Source organism: Photobacterium kasasachensis (assembly GCF_050336885.1).
Taxonomy (GTDB): Bacteria; Pseudomonadota; Gammaproteobacteria; order Enterobacterales; family Vibrionaceae; genus Photobacterium; species Photobacterium kasasachensis.
In genome coordinates this window covers 161,202-181,504 of sequence record NZ_JAKJSH010000011.1, presented here as the reverse complement: position 1 = coordinate 181,504, position 20,303 = coordinate 161,202, and the positions used below count along the sequence as shown (strand labels likewise).

Below are 20,303 nucleotides of genomic sequence, written 5' to 3'. Positions count from 1 at the left end.
TTAAGCGAAGGGTAACAGAGTTTCTAACTGTCCATTTTGCGCATTTGGCTTAGATACTTTATCCAGCTTTTCGAGGCCGAGGTCGACTTAATGTTATTGGCCAGCTTGGCATGAATAATCGCTTTGTCATAATTCTCAAGCTTGTAGTAGGCACGTACCTTTGCCAGCTCGACATCGTCCTTACGCCCTTTCAGGGTCACCTTATCCAGTTCGGCAATTGCCTTGCGATAATGCCCTTCCTGAAGCAACAGCTGCGCCAACGGCCAGCGGTGCTTATTATCTAACTCCGCCGCCTTTGCCCACGTCGAAATCGCTTTATCCCATTCCTTAGCCATTTGCCAATACATTGCCTGAGATGATACCAGCTCAACATCAGTTTTTGCCCCTTTCAACTGGGCATAAATGTCAGCAGCCCTCTCAGGTATACCGCGCTGAGCATACAGCTGCGCGAGAGTTTTCAAATCCTGCTGACTCAGTTCAACGCCCTGACGTTTTGCCAGAGCCAAGGTATCCAACGCATCCTTCGAGCGGCTAAGCCGGAGCTGAATACCCGCCGTTTGTTGCCACCATACCGCTTTGTTGGGCTCTAGCATAATCAAACGCTGCAAGGTTGGCAGAGACTCACGCCACTTCTGAAGCTGAAGCTGAGCGCCCAGCTTCATTGACAGAGGCTGGACTTCATCACCGCGATTGAGCTTCTCATAGGTTGTCATTGCTGACAAAACCTGTTTCCACTCACTGATCTGATAATGGGCCTGTACAATCCGCAGCCATAGCTCATCGGCTTTCTGGTTCTCGGGGATTGCCTTGGACAACTGGTAATAATGGGGCAAGGCGCGTTTGAACTGTTCGTCAGACAACAAAATATCAGCCAGCATGCGCTGGGTAACCCAGGCCTGCTCGTCTTTCAACAGGCCGCTCTCAACCGCTTTGGAAAGGTTAGCAATGGCTCTTTTGACATCCCCTTTCTGCCAGTAGAAAACACCCAGCATACGCTGTACGAAGGCAGCATCGTATGCTTTGGAGGGTGACATCTCCGCCAGCAGCGCAATGGCCTCACCCAGCTTCTCTTCTTGTTGCAACGTTTGAGCTCGCTGAACTTTCCCTGCCGTATATCTCGATAGTTCTGCCTGAGCAGCCCCCGCGACCAATACCAGAGCCACTGCAACTACGAATTTCTTGATCATTTTTGTATCTTAAACTCCAGTCTGACTGTTTGATCCAACTGAGCAATCGCTTTGCCATCGACAATCTTAGGCTGGTACTTCCACTTCCGCAGCGCACGAATCGCTTCTTTTTCAAACAAACGTCGAGGCTGGGCATCCTGCACCTTCAGATCAGTCGGTCGCCCCTGCGGGTCAATGGTAAATGAAATAACCACATAACCTTCAGCGCCACGTTTCATTGCTCGAGCAGGATAACGAGGTTCTACCCGATAGAGCGGCATTGCCTGCTGGTTGGAGCCAAAGTCCGAAAACGTCGGAACATTAATCGCCAAGCCTGAAACAGCGGTATCCAGTGCCAAACTAGGCATTGTCGGTGCCACTGTCATTGCCGTGGTTTGTGAGGCCGTCGGTACAGCTTCAGGAGGCGGCTCTGGCGTATCCGGTTTTTCAGGAGCAACTCGCTGGCGGCGCTGAGCTTCTCGCTCCTGCTCTACCATCACCATGTCAAAAGCGATGAGTTGCTTCTCATCAAGAGCTCGTCGATGACCGTTATCGACCATCCAGGCCATAAAGGTAAACAAGCCGAGAGCCATTGCCAACGCGACAGGCAAAGCAATGAATAATCGCAACATCAGCGTTTCTCCGCTGCCAGCGCAATCTTCTTCACCCCGGCCCCTTTGGCGGCATCCATCACCTTAACAACGGTACCGTTGTAGGCATGCTCATCAGCCTGAATAACCAATGAAGCTTCAGGCTGTTCCAATAACAAATGCTCAAGGGTGGCCTGAACACGCTCAACATCGACCACCCGCTTATCAATATAGATATCATTTGCCGAAGTAATCGCGATAAAGATCCCGGCATCTTTCTGACTAACGACATTGCTGGCCTGGGGACGGTTGACCTCGACACCGGACTCACGAACAAACGAGCTGGTGACAATAAAGAAGATCAACATGATAAAAACAATATCCAGCATCGATGTCAGATCAACCTGGGCTTCTTCCCGCGCAGAAGACGGACGACTCAGTCTCATCACTGACTCCTTAATAACTTTTCTAACTTGAGTTCACGAAGGTGGCAGGCCTTCGACAGACGTGCGTGTACAAACATACCGGCCAATGCCGCGACCATTCCGGCCATCGTCGGCAAGGTCGCCAATGATATGCCAGACGCCATCAGGCGTGGCTGACTGCTACCTTGAGTCGCCATTACATCAAACACTGAAATCATACCGGTGACTGTGCCGAGCAAACCCAGCATCGGACAGATAGCAACCAGCACCTTGATGAGGTTCAAGTTCTGGTTCAGGGCAATACGCGCTTCACTCAACCAACCATCACGCAGTGCATGGGCATACCAGGACGTCTGATCCTGCCTTGCATGCCACTGCGATAGCCAATGGTTCTTTTGCTTTGGGTAGGTGATGAGCAGGTATAGCACCCGCTCGATCACCAGCAGCCAACTCACGACAACCACAGCTGCCAGCCACCAAAGAAGCTGACCGCCCTGACTCATGAAGTGCTGCAGTGAATACCACCAGCCCTCGAAGCCCGCAGCTTGTAACAGTGGTACTTCAAAAAGACTCGATCCCATTAGGCTGCATTTCCTGCTTTTTCTGCTTGCTGGGCAACAAGGCTGATGCCCTGCTTCTCAAGAATATTGCGGATAGTCTCAGCCTGGGTGCTCAGCATATTGTGAGCCAGCAATAATGGCATAGCCGCGATCAGCCCCAGTACAGTGGTAACCAGCGCCATCGAAATACCACCCGCCATCACGGTCGGATCGCCGTTACCAAACTGGGTGATCACCTGGAAGGTTTCAATCATGCCCGTAACGGTTCCCAGCAGGCCAAGCATCGGTGCCAGCGCCGCCAGCAACTTCAGCATCGACAGGCCTTTTTCAAGCTCTTGTTGTTCATCGACTATGGTTTCTAGCAGGCGCAGCTCAAGCGCTTCCACCGAGCGATTCTGCTCTTTGTCATACACGCCCAGTACACGGCCCAACGGGTTGTTGCCCGGCTTGGTCGGATTCTTCAGCTGAGATTTGATTTGTTGCCTGATAACGAGCAGTTTAACACCGCGGAACAATGCAATAATGGCACCGACAGCAAGCAGGCCAAGTATGATCTTGCCCACAACACCACCATGCTCAAGACGATCTTTCAGCTCAGGCGAGTTAGCCAGTTGCTCTAGCATGATGCCGCGAGACGGGTCGACAACAGCTGTTTGCAACCCAGATTGCACCAGACCGTTAAGGCTCGCATAGGCCGGCCCGTCTTCTGGTTGTTTCAGGTATGGCTTGGCAACTTGTCGTTTGCCGTCCCACGCCAGGTAACCTTGCTCACCAATCAAACCAATACTACCCAATCGGTAGGCTTGCGTATCAGACTGGTAGCCTTCGCCGTTAATATAAGGAACCGACACATCACGTAGCTCAGCACTTGCCGTGATCTGATCGGTCATTCCCAGCCACAGGCCATTAAGCTGAGACATTGAAGGCAAAGCTTTGGCATCAACAATTTGTTCTACTACAGAATGGTAGGCTTTGCGATCGGCGCTGGTGACCGAGAATGACATCTCGGCATCAAGATCTTTGGCAGCTTGGCGTACCACCCCAAAAAGCTCACCCAGGCTGCCCGTTTCAAGTCGGAGCTGCTCTTCCAGCTGTGCCAACTTGTTCTCATTGTTGCTGAAGGTCTCGCTAAGCTGCTCTGTTTCTTTCTGCAACTTGCTACGCTGCGCTTTCAAGGCTGCCAGTTTTGCTTTGACCTGCTTTTCCGTTAATTTAAAGTCCGCTTCACGCTCGGCATTATGGGCCGCTTGAACTTTCTGTGCCTGTTGTGTTTTTTCAACCAGCGAGTCAGTGGCAGAAGCGGCAAACGGGAGGGTAAATAAACACAGTGCAGTTGCTAACGCTTTGATTTTCATTAGTTCGTCTCCACGTTAACAGATACAGGCAAAGTGATCAGGCTCGGAGCGGCCTGTTTCGAGGCAATAGCATACGCCTTATCGATATCGGTAGAGTACTGCGAATCAAGTGTCTGCCAGTCGTTCTGGCTATCATTCCAAGCCCAGTAGCGTTTGCCATCGAGGCTACGAGCCACCAGCGAAATACGGCCCAGATACAGCAGATCAGCTTCTATCTTTTCCTGTTCGGAAAGCGCTACCTGCCCTTGGAAGATTCCCATCTTAGTGCCGTAATCCATTTCAATCTGGTAAGACTCCAGGATACGACGGTACTTTTCTGCATCACTGATATCAGCCTGCGCCATCATCAGCTCTAGCTTGGCAATACGAGCCAGACGCTGGTCACGACGAATAGGCTTGTCATTGGCAACAATGTCTTTCAACCCTTCGATCATGTTGTACATCAAAGGAACAACGCCTTGTCGCGTCTCCTTGATGCCCTTGATCTGCTCATTAAGGCTTTCTGCTTCAGCATTTTGACTGTCTACCAAGCGCGCAAGGTGATCGCGGTACACCGTCAGGTTTTTTACTTCTTCCTGAAGCTGTTCAATCTCAGCCATGGTCGACAGAGTTGTTTCGGCGCTCTTGTCAATTTTCTTCTGGCTCTTTGATGATGCCGCGTTGATCTTACTTTCAATCGCTCGGGCATTATCGAGGTTATCGGCGTTTACGCCCGCGCAAAGGCCGATCATCATCAACGCGAGGCTAGTTTTTTTTACGTTCATCTGGCAGTTAATTTCTTAAGAGAATGCACAAAAATAAAAAATTCACTCCGTGAATTTCACATATGTTAAAAACAAATACGCCCGACAATGCCGGGTAACGAGATTCAATGTTAATTGAAAACGAATATCATTTAAACAATTTTCAGCATTAATACTACAAAAGGGAGAAGCCGAAACTTCTCCCTCCTCACTTATTCCATTAGTAACGGAATTGTAGTGTTGCCATATAGTTACGGCCTTCACCCAAAATGGTTTTGGTCTGGCTGCCGCCTGCCAGGTAATCCTTGTCGAAGACGTTTTCAACATTTAGTCGCATAATAACATCCAGGTTTTGATCATATTTAATCGTATGAGCCACACCTGCATCTACACGCGTATATCCGTCTTTCTTGTATGTGTTCTGCGAATCGCCGTAACGGTCACCAACATAAATCACACCTAGGTTAGCGTCAGTATTATTAGTGACTGCATAGCGAGACCAAATGCTTGCCGATAGCTCAGGCACATCCGCCGGACGCTTGCCATCTTTCGATGCATCTGTCGGATCGACAATCTCTGCATCAAGGTATGTCATGCTACCATTCAACGCCAGCTTGTCAGTAACAAAACCAGAAGCACTCAGCTCAGCACCACGGTGCTTCTGCTCACCAACCTGTGTAGTGATTGACTCTTTGTCTGCAACACCGGTAACGGTTTCGGTCAGTACTTTGTTCTCCTGGGTAATATCAAAGATGGCGCCCGAAACAAATAATTGATTATCCAATAATTCCCACTTGGTACCCAACTCGTACAGCTTGCCTTTAACCGGATCCAGCTCCATACCGTCGTTAACATCCGTTTTGTCATCAACCGGATCTTCCGGCTCGAAGCTCTCAGAATAGGTCAGGTAGATTGAACCGTTAGACATCGGATGGTAAATCACACCGGCTTTCGGCAATACGTTGTTGTAGGTATCTTCACTGGTCTCGGTTTTGTCAAAACGCACACCGGCCAATACCTGCCACTGATCGTTAAATGTGATCATATCCTGCAGGTAGATACCGTAAGAATCACGCTCTGTCGGATCTTTCACTTTACCGTTGCTGTAGTGCAGTTCAGCAGGCTTATCCATTGGCTGACCCACCGTCGCTTCGTAACCTTTCAGGTACTCGCTCTGAGTCTTGTAGTAATAACCTAACCAGTTAGCTCCAACCAACAGTTGGTGACTAACGCCCAGCGCGTCGAACTCGCCGACAAAATCCATGTACGCGGTATCGAACTGCCAGTTATCCCAGCGGTCATAGGCGTTATAAGTAAAGGTCCCTGTTGATGCATCATAGGTATCCGGTTTCGAGAAGCTCTCGATATCACGGCGCTCAAAGTCCTGATGGTTATAGCCCGCCGCAACACGCCAGATGTCAGTCAGCTGCGCGTTGACATCAACACCGATATTTTCAACATCATTTTCAATGTTCGACCACTGAGCATCCCAGATATGTCCTTCGCCCAGTACAGGCTTGCCATCAACAATGTAAGCACCGGTATCGACGCTGCCGTCATCGTTCGTTTTGTCGTAATGGAACGAAACGGTAATATCATCGTTCACGTCGTAATCAACAAACAGGCCACCGACGAAACGTTCAGTCGACGGTGTGCTACCGTCGTTATAATGGCGCCAAGAGTCATAGCTTTGCTTGGCAACAACAGCGCGGGCACGCAGTGTTTGCTCGTCGTTCAGTGAACCACTGACATCGGCAACAGTACGCGATGAATTATTCGAGCCGATATCCTGGCTAACCGTTACCTGCGTATCAAACGTCGGCTTTTTCGATACCATGTTAATCAGGCCGCCCGGTGCAGACTTACCGTACAGCAGGCCAGCCGGGCCTTTCAGTACTTCAACACGCTCAAGCAGTTCGATTGGCTGACGGTAGTGAGACCAGTGCTGCTTGCCGTCGCGCAGGAAGCTATCACCGCTGCTCAGGTCAAAGCCACGAAGCTTAAATGTCTCACGGTTACGGCCCTTACCACCTTCGGAAACACTGGAGTCATTCTTAAGCACTTCTCCTAGTGTGCTGGCACGCTGCTCTTCGATCAGTTGTTCGTCAATGATTGCCACCTGCCCCGGAGTTTCCAGCTGACTTGCCTCAATACGCATCGCACTGGTATTGGTATCCGCCTTGTAACCATAGTCGCGGCCCGTTACCACCATGTGCTCGTCAACATCTGCTGACTGAGTCTGCGTCTGAGCATGAACAACAGGTGCGGAAAGAATCGCACCAATCAATAAAGTCAGCTGACTTTTAGAAAACATATTCCGTTACTCCAAATAGTATGAGGTCCCAGCCCTGATTTGTTTTGATTATCCAAAGGCTTAAGGTACCCACGTACGCCTTTTCGGCGTTGCTGCAAAATACGGAAGGGAATATAAGTGATAAGTATTACCATTTGCAGTTAATTTACATTCTTTGCATTTGGTAAATTTATGTCAACGACGGTCAAATAACGGCTGAGAATACCCATGTAAAGAAGTGCTATCTAAAGGAAACCACTCCCCCCGATAATCACCAAAGTGATATTTCGACCAATCACGGGTATAATGCCGCCGATTTTATTGATTTACGCGGTATGAGAAGTGACAGAAGTAAACCTAGACGAAGTGCGTCGTCAACTAACAGAGCTTAACTACAAAGCTGATAAGATCCGAATAGTTACCGTATCGGCTATGGATGACGAGCTGCTGGAAAGCTGCACGACCACAGAAGGTGAGTGTTTCTACAACAGCTATATGAATGTTATCTACGGCAAAGGTGAGCGTTATGTATTAGGTTACCGTTGCGAAGAGACCATTGTCGATCACGCCATTATTCGCAAAGGGGATAAGTATTTTGATCCGACCCTTCAGGCCGAAGGCGACTTTACATCGTATCAGTATGCTATTTTGACCGAGTTCACCGTGTTTGACATGATGAAGCATGCCAAGTCCAACAAGGACTTCCCGCCAGATGTCGACTACCTGCTGAGAAAGGCAAGCAAGTTCAAGAACGTTATTGACGCAGACAAGCTTCGCAAATAACAGCTTACAACCTCCTTGCTAAAGCTAATCAAACATCAGCCTACTTATCCAGATTGGTATTATCATCGACAAGTAGGCTGAGCTTGTCATTCATTCAGCAATGATGCTTATTTCTCAGGACAACGCCGAGCATTCAAGCCCCCTACCTTCTTAAGAGGCACGAAACAGTAAGCAAATTCGCAATCCGCCAGACTCCCGATTTTCAGCCCTGACATGGCCTTTCATTACCGTCATGGCTTCCTTCACGATTGCCAACCCCAGACCATACCCGCCAGATTGCTTGTCTCGTGCGGCTTCAAGGCGAGTGAAGGGATCGAAAATTTGCTTGAGATGCTGCTCCGGGATCCCTGCCCCGTCATCTTCGACCACCAGCTGCACCCAGCCATTGGCATTAGTGACCGACAAACCAATCACGGCCTGCTCACCCGCATACTTAATCGCATTACCTAACAAATTCTTGATAGCCCTTAGCAACAAACGGTTATCCGCCATTGCCATCAATGTTGCATGATTCAAGTCACACTCAAGCTGCTGCTCGGGGCCGAGATTGTGCTGCAACTCGAGCACCAGGTGGTGACAGACGGTTTCAAGCTGAGTTGGCACGAGATTAACCGAGTAACTGGCATTTTCCAGCTGGCTATATTCGAGAATTTCCGTCACCAGCTCATTCATTTCATCTGATTCACGTTCCAGTCGGTCAAGCAATTGCTGGCTATCTTCCGGTAATTTTCTACGCAACAAGTGCAAAGCAAGGTTATGGCGCGCCAGCGGTGTTTTCAGCTCATGGGAGACATCACGGATCAGCTGTTTCTGTTTTTGGGCCAAATCATGTATACGCTGAGTCATGTGATCGAACGAATTAGCCAGCTGGCCGAACTCAGTGACACTGTCACCCACCTCATGACCTACCCGGACACTAAAATCCCCTTCTGCCAGTCGATTGCTGGCATCTTGCAGCTTGTTCAGTGGCCGTTGCAGATAGCGAGCAAGCAATAATGAAAAGACACTGAGGATCAAAATCGCAATCGCTATCTGGATCAGTGCAAAATAGTACGGAAAATAACGAGCCGGATGATACTCATGGGGAAACTGGATCACTATTTCGTGCCCGGTACTTAGCGGAATAGAAATGACGGGCTGGTTAACCCGGTTCTCGAAAGTCGTATCTAGCTGCCTAATAAAGTTAAGCTTGAATTCAAAATGCGGATGCATGTCTCTGCCACTGATCGTGCGACGCTCTTTATCAAGCACAAACAAATAATAGTCCTGCCCCCGTTCCCAGTCGGCAAGCTCATCCATATCTCCCTCTTCGATCATTACTTCGGCCTGCTCGGCCAGCGAGAGCATCTCGGTCTGAATTCTCTCGGGAACATGTAGCAAGGCCTTGATCAGGGCAACCTCGGCAATGTTTTGCAACACCAGAATTAAAGTCAAAATAACCGCAAAGTATGAAAACAGGCGAAAAGCCAGACCGTCACGATCTCCAAGGAAAAACAGCGCGCGGGTTTTTGGAAGGCGAATAGGTATCATTCTATTTATCAATTAACAAACAACGCGCCTACCTTACCACAGCTTCCCGCTCTCTGTTCAATACATCGACACCTAAGTCACCGTTACGCCTCATCTTCTTCTCGTAAGTGACAGAATTCGAGCAGTTGCTCATAAATTTGATGGGTATTAGCAGCAAAATGCAATTAGTGAGTGCCAGACAATGCGAATTGTGGCATATATGAGAGCAATATTGTCATGTCAGGGCGCTAGCATACCCATAAGATGACCAAATGCTGATCACCGAGCAGGGATAGCAAGGATAAATTAAAAATGAGAATTGTTTTTTTCCTTTATACCATTACGTTATTACTAGGATGTAGTTCAGGGGTAGATATTTCGATCCCGGAAAAATACGGTGAAACCACCGAATACAACAAGGGCTATCTGACCGGCAGCCTGAGTGCGACCACCGTCTGGCCATCATCGGGCGAAGGGCTGGTGACGACCCTCTATATTCGTCAAAAAGGCCATGATGATGTCATAACCCTTGTTAATAACAACGCTGATTCCGATTTCATTACAGATTCTCTTAAAGGCCAGCTTTTTTCGCTACCTTTACCAGCCGGTGAATACGAACTCTTCTGCATCGGATTCAAAGGGAGCAACGGCTCAAAAACGATCACTTCTAAATCCAGAGATGATCTTGGCCTCGCCTTTTCGATTGAGCCGGGACGAGTCACCTACATCGGCCAGTTCATCACTTCTAGCCTGGTTGCGAAAAGTAAACTGTGGAATATCGAATATCCGAGTGGTTACGGTGTGATCACCTATAGCAATGCATACAGCCGTGACAAGGCCCTGTTCGATGAAAGGCACCCCGATCTATATAACCTTGCTTTCAGCCCCGAACCGCTTGCAGAAAAGAATACACGCCTGATTTCAACCCGCCCCGAGTAACCATCACTACTGCATACAAAGAGTGAGGCAATACGGCCTCACTCCTCCCCCCCTAACAGCAACACAGAACTCCTTTACCGCCTGCGATGAGTTTCACGCCCTAATTCTCACGCAATAGCTTTATTCACTAGCAACTCAGTGTCAGGCGCCTCGATTGCTCACGACTCGCCCCCTGACTCATAGCCCAAACTACAATAGCTATACTCAACATATAAAGCTGATGCGGGGAATGCTATGGCACTTTCAGATTATCTTCCGGTGTTGCTTATGACAGGGTTTGTATCCCTGCTGGCGCTGTTGATACTCACGGTTTCCTCGTTGATCCGCCCGCATAATCCCTATCCTGCCAAAAACCAGCCCTATGAGTGTGGTGTAGCGCCTATCGGTGATGCTGCTATCGGCCAGTTCAAGGTTCACTATTTTGTGATCGGCATTTTGTTCATCATCTTTGATGTCGAGACCTTGTTCCTGTTTCCCTGGGCTGTGGTACTCAAGAGCATTGGCCTGTTCGGTTACATCGAAATGATGGTCTTTCTCTTTGTACTGTTGGTCGGATTTATCTATGCCTGGGCTAAAGGAGCATTAGAATGGGAGTCTTAGATAACCGCTTTCCCAACAATCTGCTGTTTACCTCGGTTGACAATATTATCAACTGGAGCCGGAGTTCGGCACTCTGGCCGGAAATGTTCGGCATTGCCTGCTGCGCCATCGAAATGATTGCGACAGGCTGCTCCCGTTATGATCTCGACCGTTTCGGTGTCGTGTTCAGGCCGTCCCCCAGACAATCTGATGTCATGATTGTAGCCGGTACGGTCAACAAGAAATTCGCCCCGATAGTCAAACTGCTCTATGACCAAATGCCCGAGCCTCGCTGGGTTATCGCCATGGGATCCTGTGCTATCTCAGGCGGCGTCTACAACAACTATGCCGTCGTACAGGGTGTGGAACGCCTGATCCCGGTCGACGTATATGTACCAGGTTGCCCCCCTCGGCCGGAGGCCCTGATGCAGGGAATCGTTATGCTGCAGGAAAAAATCAAACAAGGTCGGGTCTTGCGTCGGTTTGATCCCGAAACAGGCCAAGATATTACAAACCGAGATATAACAAGCAAAAACATTACCGCTCAAGCTGCTAACCCACGAGATCTCGGAGAGTTTAAATCATCATGAGCCGCTCGCTTAACGACCATGCCCTCGCCGAGCATATTACCGACCTCCTGACGGATACCGGCATGGACGGTATCAGCCTCGATGCCAGCTGTATCGATATGCCGACATTGGTGGTACCGCCAAAAAAGCTCATCACTCTTTGCCAGCAACTCAAACAAGACCCGCAGTTCAAATTCAACTTTCTCTCTGATATCGGCGGTGTCGATTACCTTAATCGAGAACCACGGTTCGAGGTGGTCTACCATCTGTTTTCAATTGAACTCAACCATCGTATCCGGCTCAAATGCCCGCTTGCCGAAGGCACAACAATCCCAACGGTCTCAAAGATATGGAGCTGCGCCGACTGGCATGAACGCGAAGCCTTCGACATGTTCGGCATCATCTTTTCCGACCACCCGAACCTTAAACGGATTTATATGGATGACGATTTTAAGGGCTTTCCGCTGCGAAAAGATTTTCCCGTCCGCGGCTATCAAGACGATTTGAATCCCTTTGGTGAACCAGAACCGGAAGGAGACAACTAGGTGACCGCCGTAACCCAACTCAATGCAGATGACAGCCTAACCAAAGATCTGTTGCTCAATCTCGGGCCGCAGCATCCAAGTACCCACGGCGTGTTGCGTATACTGCTCGAAATGGAGGGCGAGCGTATCGTGAAAGCCGATCCTATCATCGGCTACCTACACCGTGCCTTCGAAAAAATGGCCGAGGCCGGCACCTATACCCAAACTATTCCGCTTACCGACAGGCTCGATTACCTGTGTCAGGCATCCAACAACCTGGGCTTTGTCCGTGCAGTCGAAAGCCTGCTGGGCATCGAAGCACCGGAGCGAGCCCAGTATATACGCGTGTTAATGGCAGAACTGTCACGTATTTCCGGTCACCTACTGATCACCGGTGCCCTGCCAATGGACCTGGGCGCTATGACCGCCCTGCTCTACACCATGCGTGAACGGGAAATGGTGATGGATCTGATGGAAATGGTTTCCGGTAGCCGGATGATGAGCAGCTATTGCCGAGTCGGTGGCGTTCGCGAAGATCTGCCAGACGGATTTACCGACAGAACAGCAGAGTTTTGCCAAATTTTCAGCAAGCGAATTTCTGATTACGAGCAACTGCTCAGCAATAACCGGATGTTTGCCAAACGCACCAAAGGCATTGGCGTTATCAGTGCGGAAGATGCCATCGACTGGGGACTAAGCGGGCCTTGCCTGCGCGCCTCAGGCGTTGACTGGGATATTCGGCGCGATAAGCCCTATGAAATCTATGGCCGGCTCGAATTCGACGTCATTGTCAGCCACAACGGCGATTGCTACGACCGCTGGTGGTGCCGGATGGAAGAGATGAAACAGAGCCTGAGAATGATCTCGCAATGCCTCGAGCAGATGCCTGAAGGCCGTTTCCAAGTCGACGCCCCTGAGATTGCCTTTCCGAGTGACAAAACCGAAGTCAAAAAGTCGATGGAAGCACTGATCCACCAGTTCAAGCTGGCCGCCCACGGTATCGAGGTGCCCAAAGGAGAATGGTACGAGGCCATCGAAGCTCCCAAAGGAGAGCTGGGGTACTACATTATTAGTGACGGCAGTGCGATCCCCTTCCGGGTCAAGGTACGGGCACCGTCATTTGTGAATCTTCAGGCGATGCAGCCAATGTGCAAAGACTGCTATCTGGCCGATCTGATAGCCATCGTCGGTAGTCTGGATCCTGTGATGGCCGAAGTCGACAAATAACAGGCAAATACGACCAAGTAGTGGGAGTCGCTGGCATGAACAAAGAACAATTCAAGCGCGAAATTGAGGAATTCTGCCGTATCTATCCCATGCGTCGTTCGGCACTGATGCCGGCACTCCATCTTGCCCAACAAGAATATGGCTACCTCAGCACTCAGATCATGCAGGAAGTAGCTGATATTCTTGAGCTCCCTCCGGTTCAGGTCTATGAAGTGGCCAGTTTTTACAGTCTCTATCACACCCAGCCAATTGGCAGCTGTCACCTTCAGCTCTGCACCAATATCTCCTGTATGCTTGCCAATGCCGAGAAGCTAATGAACGTGATAAAACAAACCTTGGCAATCGAGCAGGATCAAACCACGCCGGACGGTCGCTTTACCCTCTCCGCCGTTGAATGCCTGGGAGCCTGTGATAAAGCCCCCGTCCTGCAGATCAATAATGACCCATATATTGAGCAGTTGAGCGAGCCCCAGCTCCGGCAACTACTGGATCAACTCATAGAGTACACCAAAGCGCCAACGAAATGGCACCAGTCCGAGGCCGATAAGATCATTAAGGTGCGCAATGTTTGAACCTGTCCTTTTAAAAAATGTTGGCCGAGACAACGCCTGGCAACTTGATGTCTATCAGGCCAATGGGGGTTACGATGCCTGGCGCAAAGTGCTCAGCAGTTACAAACCCGCTGATGTGATCGGCCAGGTTAAAGCCTCCAACTTACGCGGTCGTGGCGGGGCCGGTTTCCCAACTGGCCTGAAGTGGTCCTTTATTCCTGCTGACAGCCCCAGCCAGCGCTATCTGTGCTGCAATGCCGACGAAGGCGAACCCGGCACCTTCAAAGACAAGTTCCTGATGGAACAAGACCCACACCAGTTGCTTGAGGGCATGGCAATTGCTGCTTATGCCATTGGCGCTCACCGGGCCTATATCTACCTGCGGTACGAGTTTCGCCTCGCACTGGAGAGACTCCAGCAGGCTATAGACTCGGTAAGAAAACAGGGGTTGCTGGGAAAAAACATTCTCGGCTCCGGTTTTGAGCTGGAGATTTATATCCACCGCAACGCCGGGGCCTATATCTGCGGCGAAGAAACAGCACTTTTACAATCACTGGAAGGCTACCGTGGCGAACCAAGACTGAAACCGCCATTTCCGGCTATCAAAGGCTATTGTGCCAGCCCGACGGTGGTCAACAACGTCGAAACCCTTGCCTGCATTCCATCCATTTTCACCAACGGCGCCGAATGGTTTGCCGCTATCGGGCCGGAAAAAAGCCCCGGACCAAAACTGTATTGCCTGAGCGGCCAAGTGAATAAGCCGGGCCTGTATGAACTGCCAATGGGCTTTTCCCTTCGCGAGCTAATTGAAGTCCATGGTAGAGGCTGCCGTGACGGTTACCAGTTGAAAGCAGTGATCCCCGGCGGTGTCTCGGCCCCGATGCTGCCAGCCGATCAGGTCGATATCGCCATGGACTTCGACACCCTGGCCGCTGCTGACTCAATGCTGGGATCGGCAGGCGTCATCGTCATGGACAACAGTGCTTCCATCGTTGAAGTGACCAAACGAACAATGGAGTTTTTCAGCCATGAATCCTGCGGAAAATGCTCGCCCTGCCGCGAAGGGACCTTGTGGGCCGTAAAAATCTTACGCCGCTTTTCTGATGGTACTGCAACGCAAGATGACCTGTCTCAGCTCCATAGCCTGTGTGACAATATCGCCGGCAACTCATTCTGCGCCCTGGCCGATGGTGCAATCATGGCTTTGCGGGCTGCTCTGAAGCACTTTGAATCGGAGTTCACTGAACGAATTGATGCCCGTGCTACCCTTAAATCAGAGGGCGGCATTAACCATGATTAAAGTGACGATTAACGGTGTGTGCCATGAATTTACACCGGGTATAACCATTCTGGAGGCAACACGGCAGCTTGGCCTCAACCTGCCTACGTTCTGCAACCATCAGCTGCTAAAACCTGTCGCCTCATGTCGCGTCTGTCTGGTTGAGATAGAAGGAGTCCCTCGCCTGCAACCTTCCTGTGCCACCCTCATCACCGATGGCATGGTGGTCAATACAGACGGAGATCGGGCAACGCAAGCAAGGCAGTCAACTATCAAGCTATTGCTTGCCAACCATCCGCTTGACTGCCCTATCTGCGACAAGGGTGGCGAGTGTGAACTGCAAGACACCGTGTTAGATCACGGCCCCCGTGTCAGCTACTTTGAGGAAAACAAACGCGTCTTTACCGACAAGGATCCGATCCTCAACAAAGTCATAGTTGCCAACTCTAATCGCTGCATACAGTGCCAACGTTGTGTTCGGGTATGTGATGAAGTCGTCGGTGCCAGTGCCATCGGCGTAATAGGACGCGGTGCCGATTGTATCGAAACCGGTTTTGACAATAACCTCAACAGCTGCGATCACTGCGGCAATTGTATCGAAGTCTGCCCTGTCGGGGCCTTAATGAGAGTCGAATACCGTTACAAAGCCAGACCTTGGGATCTGGCCACGACAGAGACAATTTGCCCCCATTGCGGTACCGGTTGTCAGATCAGCGCCGAAACAAGAAATAATCAGCTTGTCCGGGTCAAAGCCAAACCCACCAGCGCCGTGAACAAAGAGCTACTCTGCACCAAAGGCCGATTCGGTATCGACTTTGTTGATAAAGCCCCGCGGATCACCCAACCTATGGTTCGGAAAAATAACGAGTTGCTAGCAGTCTCTTGGAGTGAGGCATTAGACGCCCTCAAAGAAAATCTACAGCCTCTTATACAACAAGGAGCCAGTACAACCGGTGTGATCTCTGGTCGGATGACCAACGAGGTGCTATTTCGATTTCATCAATTTATCAGCGAGGTCTTTGCCAGCGAACAGATTTACTGCGGCAACGATATCTACCGCCGTGATTTTGAACCTGGCTACCAGCACGCATTAAACAGCTTGATCAACCAGAGTTATACCAACAAGCCTGTTTCTGAGCTCTTTAACAGCGATTGCATTTTCGTACTTGGCTGCAATATCGGGGAACAGAACCCTGTTTCCGAGTATCTGCTCCGAAGTAATTTTACTCGCCAGCCATTTACCCTGCTGCTTGCTTCAACACGCCAGAGTCGACTGGATTTACTCGCCAAGACCTATCTACGCTATCCACCGGGCCACGAGTTAGCCTTGCTACAACAACTGATCCTGCAGCTGAAAAACGTTCAACGGGTAGAAAATAATCAACCAACAGAAAATCGAAATACTGAAACACAAGTCTCCGATGAATTGCAGTCTATGTCCCCCGAGCTAAAAGACATCAGCGAGAAACTGGCGTCCGCCAACAGTATCAGCTTACTTATTGGTTCCGATCTGCTTACCGGAGAAAGCACAACTGCTACTGTTCATAACTTGGTACAGCTTATCAAGGTACTGCAGCAAATAACGCCAGACATGCAGTTTCAGTTCTTGTTCCAGCATTGTAATGGACTGGGGGCGTTAGATATCGCATCAAATTGGCCGGGACCAACTCAAACGCTACTACAAGCATTAACTCAAACAACCTCGCAATCTGCTGATATTATCTATGTCGTTGATCAGGAACTACCACTACCAAAACCTCAACTGATGATTTATCAGGGCGCATTTGTGAATTCGACGATGGAAATGGCCGATATTGTTCTGCCGGGGTTCAGTTTTGCCGAAACCGACGGCACCTTCACCAATAACGAAGGCCGTGTTCAACGGGTTCGACCTTTCTATTCCGCCCCGGAAGGCAGCACGAACAGGATCAATAACAGTGGCAATAGCGCAAAGTATGACGCCGAGATTTTTTCCCTCGTTGCACACTGCCTCGAACAAGGCGAGCTGGGAAGCTCGGAGCCACAACATATTTTCGATGAAATATGTCACCAGCTTCCCGCTTACCAAGGATTAGATTGGAGCCTGCTAGGCAGTAACCTGGCCTTTCGAAGTTCTGCCCCTGCTCACCCAATCAAGCATCAAGTCAGTCACCAATTCAGTCATCAGGACGGTGAAGCTTTTGTGCAGCCTTCTCCCCTTATCGAGAAAGAACACGAACTTGTTTCGGACATAACACCAGAGCCCGAAGCACAAGATGATAATAGCCAGCCATTTTTACTGTTGATCGCTTCCAGTTTGTATCACTCCAAAGACCCCATTGCCGCCTCCTCTCAGCTTGATGATATTGAGACAGAGGCCTGGATTGAGATCCACGAGCACGATGCCAGCAAGCTCAGAGTCAACCATAATGAGCCGTTGCTTGTTCGTTACAATAACCGCTCCTTCGATACACCCAATGACTCTGTTCAGAACCAACTTGGTAAGTCATTGATACTACCAGTTCATATTACTCGCCGGACAACACAAAGTACTTTGGTCATAAGCGGCGATCTGACCAAACTACCCAATAATTTGGCTATGTCGCCAACGCCTACTCCCTGCCTTGCCAGCGTATACAGGGAGTAGAGAATGGAATTCTTACTGGTCTTTCTCGTTATGCTGGCCAAGGTCATTGTGCTGACAATAATCTTATTTATCTTACCTGTGCCGCTGACCTGGATGGAACGCAAGGTTGCAGGCCACATTCAGCAGCGCCTTGGACCAATGCGCACTGGCTGGCATGGACTATTACAACCCATCGCCGATGGGATCAAACTGCTAACCAAGGAAGATATCATTCCGGATCAGGCTGACCGCTTTTTGTTTAAACTCGCGCCACTTCTCTCTCTGGTGCCACCATTTGCAGTCTTTGTGGCTATCCCCTTCGGTGAGCCCATCACCATTTTTGATACCCAAATCGACCTCCATCTGTCTGATATGAATGTCGCCTTGTTATACATCCTCGGGGTGGGAGGACTGGAAATTTACGGCGTTATCTTTGGTGGTTGGGCATCGAACAACAAGTATGCCCTACTCGGCAGCTTTCGTACCTGCGCCCAGATGATCAGCTATGCCGTGCCGATGGGATTTGCGGTTATTGGGGTGATCATGCTGGCTGAGTCGATGAACCTTAGCCAAATCGTCATCGCGCAGGAAAATGTCTGGAATGTCGTGACACAACCGATCGGCTTTATTGTCTTTTTTATTGCCGGACTGGCCGAGGCACAACGCATCCCCTTCGATCTTGCGGAGGCCGAAGGCGACTTGGTTGCAGGCTATCATACCGAATACAGCGGAGTACGTTTTACCTTCTTCATGACCAGTGAATATATCGTCATGCTGACGATTTCTGTTCTGTGCGTACTGCTGTTCTTCGGTGGCTGGAACGGGATATTGCTACCGCTGCCACCTGTGATCTGGTTTTTGCTCAAGGTCTTTTTCTTCGTCTATCTGATCATGTGGATCCGATTTACCTTCCCCCGCTATCGCTATGATCAGCTGATGACCATTGGCTGGAAAGTGCTGTTACCTCTCTCGCTGCTGAATATCATGATAACTGGGCTGTTTTTCACCTAGCTAACAAACATATCAACTAAACTAAGGATAACAAGAGCCGGATCCCGGAGCTGTCAGAGTGAATATTAAGCGCTGGTTTGGTTGGACCCTGTTAACCGACATCAGAGACGGGATGCGCCTGACTCTGCGCTATATGCTCTCCAAAGGGGTAACGATGCAATACCCGGATAAGGAGAAATGGGTGCCATACCCAAGGCACCGAGGTCACCCCTACCTGCGTAAAGATAAACAGGGCGAAATCAAATGCGTCGGTTGTGAACTGTGCGCCAATATTTGCCCCAGCGAGTGCATCACTGTGATCCCCTACGAAGACAGCGAAGGCAAGCGCCGACCAAAAATCTTTGAGCTGGATAGTCGCCGCTGTATGTACTGCGGACTGTGTGAAGATGTCTGCCCGGAAGAAGCTATTGCCCTTGGCAGTCACCTCGAATATTCCACCCTTGATAGCAATGATATGGTTCTCAATAAAGAACAACTATTGAACCTTCCGGGTAAAAACAAAGAAGGCGGCATGATAGTCCCTGCCACATTAAAGGCAGGCGCACAGGTCGTTGCTGTACCGCCTGACTCAAAACATGGTCAAGAACTTCAAGAACAAGAAACAAATAACCAAGAACTCAATACACAAGAACCCAAAACGCAAGGTCCGAAAACACGAGGTCCCAAAAACCAAGGTAAAGACTGGTGGCAGGCGATCCACCGTCATTAGAACACTAAGCCGACTTTCCCTGACAAAGCTTCATCATGAAGCGACAAGAATAAGAGGGTACAGATGCCGGGCATAGAAACACTTTTCTTCTTATTATTTGCATCATTGACGGTTATCTTTGCCGTACTGGTCGTGATCGCTAAAAACCCGGTACATGCAGCGCTCTCGCTGATGGCATGCTTTGTTCAGATTGCTGCCCTGTATATCCTTCTGCGCGCACCATTCATCGCCGCCATCCAGATATTTGTCTACGTCGGTACCATCATGGTGCTGTTCGTGTTCGTCATGATGATGCTGGATATCCGCAAGACCACCAGCGAGCCTTACCTGCCAGCAAGCCTTTGGATGCTGGTACTCTTCCCAGTTCTGCTCGGTGCATTACTGATCATCGGATTAAATCTTGGCGACAACTTTGACCCTATTACCCAAACCGACCAGATCCAGCTTCAAAATACCACCGCCGAACTCGGTCTGGCCCTATTCAATGACTTCTTGCTGCCGTTTGAGGTGGTATCGGTAATTTTATTAGTGGCGCTTGTTGGCGCCATATTACTGGCTCAGAAAAGGAAACGATGATGGTACCGCTCTCTTGGTATCTTAGCCTCAGTGCGCTGCTCTTTGTGATCGGACTCTGTGGAGTTCTGTTACGACGTAACATACTTATCATACTGATGAGCCTGGAGCTGATGCTGAATGCCGTGATCCTTAACTTCGTTGCGTTCTCATTTTATTTACAAGACTTGAGAGGGCAAATTATGGCTATATTTATTATCGCCATCACCGCTGCAGAAGTGGCTGTGGCGCTGGCAATTGTGATCGCGCTGACCCGCAACCGGGCAACCTTGCGGGTTGATGATATTAACTCGATGAAAGGCTGACCAAGGTT

Annotated in this window: 21 protein-coding genes; 13 read left to right on the top strand and 8 right to left on the bottom strand. The window is 49.8% G+C overall.

The window, feature by feature from the left end; translation table 11 throughout:
- Positions 1 to 23: 23 nt before the first annotated feature.
- The 7 genes from L4D19_RS16725 to L4D19_RS16695 form a co-directional block, all read right to left on the bottom strand.
- The gene (locus L4D19_RS16725; protein ID WP_428453390.1) at positions 24 to 1,187 is read right to left on the bottom strand and encodes a tetratricopeptide repeat protein; all 1,164 of its coding nucleotides are present in this window, start codon (positions 1,185 to 1,187) and stop codon (positions 24 to 26) included.
- The gene (locus L4D19_RS16720) at positions 1,184 to 1,798 is read right to left on the bottom strand and encodes an energy transducer TonB (protein WP_428453389.1); all 615 of its coding nucleotides are present in this window, start codon (positions 1,796 to 1,798) and stop codon (positions 1,184 to 1,186) included. The genes L4D19_RS16725 and L4D19_RS16720 overlap by 4 nt, the downstream gene beginning before the upstream one ends.
- Positions 1,798 to 2,202 carry an ExbD/TolR family protein gene (locus tag L4D19_RS16715; RefSeq protein ID WP_007466201.1) on the bottom strand — a complete coding sequence of 135 codons (405 nt, stop codon included), beginning with the start codon at positions 2,200 to 2,202 and terminating at the stop codon, positions 1,798 to 1,800. Before L4D19_RS16715 ends, L4D19_RS16720 begins: the two co-directional genes overlap by 1 nt.
- Entirely contained in the window at positions 2,202 to 2,762 is a 561-nt protein-coding gene (locus L4D19_RS16710) for a MotA/TolQ/ExbB proton channel family protein (protein WP_428453388.1), read from the bottom strand. The genes L4D19_RS16715 and L4D19_RS16710 overlap by 1 nt, the downstream gene beginning before the upstream one ends.
- On the bottom strand, positions 2,762 to 4,096 hold the full coding sequence (locus tag L4D19_RS16705; RefSeq protein ID WP_428453387.1) for a MotA/TolQ/ExbB proton channel family protein: 1,335 nt from the start codon (positions 4,094 to 4,096) through the stop codon (positions 2,762 to 2,764). The genes L4D19_RS16710 and L4D19_RS16705 overlap by 1 nt, the downstream gene beginning before the upstream one ends.
- On the bottom strand, positions 4,096 to 4,860 hold the full coding sequence (locus tag L4D19_RS16700) for a DUF3450 domain-containing protein (protein ID WP_428453386.1): 765 nt from the start codon (positions 4,858 to 4,860) through the stop codon (positions 4,096 to 4,098). The genes L4D19_RS16705 and L4D19_RS16700 overlap by 1 nt, the downstream gene beginning before the upstream one ends.
- 199 nt (positions 4,861 to 5,059) lie before the next feature.
- Positions 5,060 to 7,153: a TonB-dependent siderophore receptor gene (locus tag L4D19_RS16695; RefSeq protein ID WP_428453385.1), complete on the bottom strand. Its 2,094-nt coding sequence runs from the start codon at positions 7,151 to 7,153 to the stop codon at positions 5,060 to 5,062.
- A gap of 321 nt (positions 7,154 to 7,474) precedes the next feature.
- Between L4D19_RS16695 and L4D19_RS16690 the strand changes: the two genes are divergently transcribed.
- Entirely contained in the window at positions 7,475 to 7,915 is a 441-nt protein-coding gene (locus L4D19_RS16690; RefSeq protein WP_075767242.1) for a hypothetical protein, read from the top strand.
- Between the two features lie 150 nt (positions 7,916 to 8,065).
- On the opposite strand, the gene L4D19_RS16685 is transcribed toward L4D19_RS16690, so the two are convergent.
- Positions 8,066 to 9,445: a histidine kinase sensor domain-containing protein gene (locus tag L4D19_RS16685; RefSeq protein ID WP_428453384.1), complete on the bottom strand. Its 1,380-nt coding sequence runs from the start codon at positions 9,443 to 9,445 to the stop codon at positions 8,066 to 8,068.
- 291 nt (positions 9,446 to 9,736) lie between these two features.
- Between L4D19_RS16685 and L4D19_RS16680 the strand changes: the two genes are divergently transcribed.
- The 12 genes from L4D19_RS16680 to nuoK all read left to right on the top strand — a co-directional run bounded on the left by L4D19_RS16680 (position 9,737) and on the right by nuoK (position 20,295).
- Entirely contained in the window at positions 9,737 to 10,363 is a 627-nt protein-coding gene (locus tag L4D19_RS16680) for a hypothetical protein (RefSeq protein WP_428453383.1), read from the top strand.
- Between the two features lie 234 nt (positions 10,364 to 10,597).
- A complete protein-coding gene (locus tag L4D19_RS16675) occupies positions 10,598 to 10,963 on the top strand; it encodes an NADH-quinone oxidoreductase subunit A (RefSeq protein ID WP_239412801.1) in 366 nt (121 codons plus the stop codon).
- The gene (locus L4D19_RS16670; RefSeq protein ID WP_428453382.1) at positions 10,951 to 11,532 is read left to right on the top strand and encodes an NADH-quinone oxidoreductase subunit B; all 582 of its coding nucleotides are present in this window, start codon (positions 10,951 to 10,953) and stop codon (positions 11,530 to 11,532) included. Before L4D19_RS16675 ends, L4D19_RS16670 begins: the two co-directional genes overlap by 13 nt.
- Positions 11,529 to 12,056, top strand: coding sequence for an NADH-quinone oxidoreductase subunit C (locus L4D19_RS16665; RefSeq protein WP_428453381.1), 528 nt, complete (start codon positions 11,529 to 11,531; stop codon positions 12,054 to 12,056). Before L4D19_RS16670 ends, L4D19_RS16665 begins: the two co-directional genes overlap by 4 nt.
- Positions 12,057 to 13,262: an NADH dehydrogenase (quinone) subunit D gene (gene nuoD, locus L4D19_RS16660; protein ID WP_428453380.1), complete on the top strand. Its 1,206-nt coding sequence runs from the start codon at positions 12,057 to 12,059 to the stop codon at positions 13,260 to 13,262.
- Between the two features lie 35 nt (positions 13,263 to 13,297).
- A complete protein-coding gene (locus L4D19_RS16655) occupies positions 13,298 to 13,834 on the top strand; it encodes an NADH-quinone oxidoreductase subunit NuoE family protein (RefSeq protein WP_428453379.1) in 537 nt (178 codons plus the stop codon).
- On the top strand, positions 13,827 to 15,113 hold the full coding sequence (gene nuoF / locus L4D19_RS16650; protein WP_428453378.1) for an NADH-quinone oxidoreductase subunit NuoF: 1,287 nt from the start codon (positions 13,827 to 13,829) through the stop codon (positions 15,111 to 15,113). The genes L4D19_RS16655 and nuoF overlap by 8 nt, the downstream gene beginning before the upstream one ends.
- Complete coding sequence (locus L4D19_RS16645; RefSeq protein ID WP_428453377.1) at positions 15,106 to 17,718, top strand: molybdopterin-dependent oxidoreductase; 2,613 nt, start codon at positions 15,106 to 15,108, stop codon at positions 17,716 to 17,718. The genes nuoF and L4D19_RS16645 overlap by 8 nt, the downstream gene beginning before the upstream one ends.
- A gap of 3 nt (positions 17,719 to 17,721) precedes the next feature.
- Positions 17,722 to 18,708 (top strand): NADH-quinone oxidoreductase subunit NuoH, encoded by a 987-nt coding sequence (gene nuoH, locus L4D19_RS16640; protein ID WP_075767234.1) that lies wholly within the window; start codon positions 17,722 to 17,724, stop codon positions 18,706 to 18,708.
- 58 nt (positions 18,709 to 18,766) lie between these two features.
- On the top strand, positions 18,767 to 19,417 hold the full coding sequence (locus L4D19_RS16635) for a 4Fe-4S dicluster domain-containing protein (protein ID WP_428453376.1): 651 nt from the start codon (positions 18,767 to 18,769) through the stop codon (positions 19,415 to 19,417).
- Between the two features lie 63 nt (positions 19,418 to 19,480).
- Positions 19,481 to 19,993, top strand: coding sequence for an NADH-quinone oxidoreductase subunit J (locus L4D19_RS16630; protein WP_428453375.1), 513 nt, complete (start codon positions 19,481 to 19,483; stop codon positions 19,991 to 19,993).
- On the top strand, positions 19,990 to 20,295 hold the full coding sequence (gene nuoK / locus L4D19_RS16625; protein WP_281251585.1) for an NADH-quinone oxidoreductase subunit NuoK: 306 nt from the start codon (positions 19,990 to 19,992) through the stop codon (positions 20,293 to 20,295). The genes L4D19_RS16630 and nuoK overlap by 4 nt, the downstream gene beginning before the upstream one ends.
- Positions 20,296 to 20,303 lie beyond the last annotated feature (8 nt).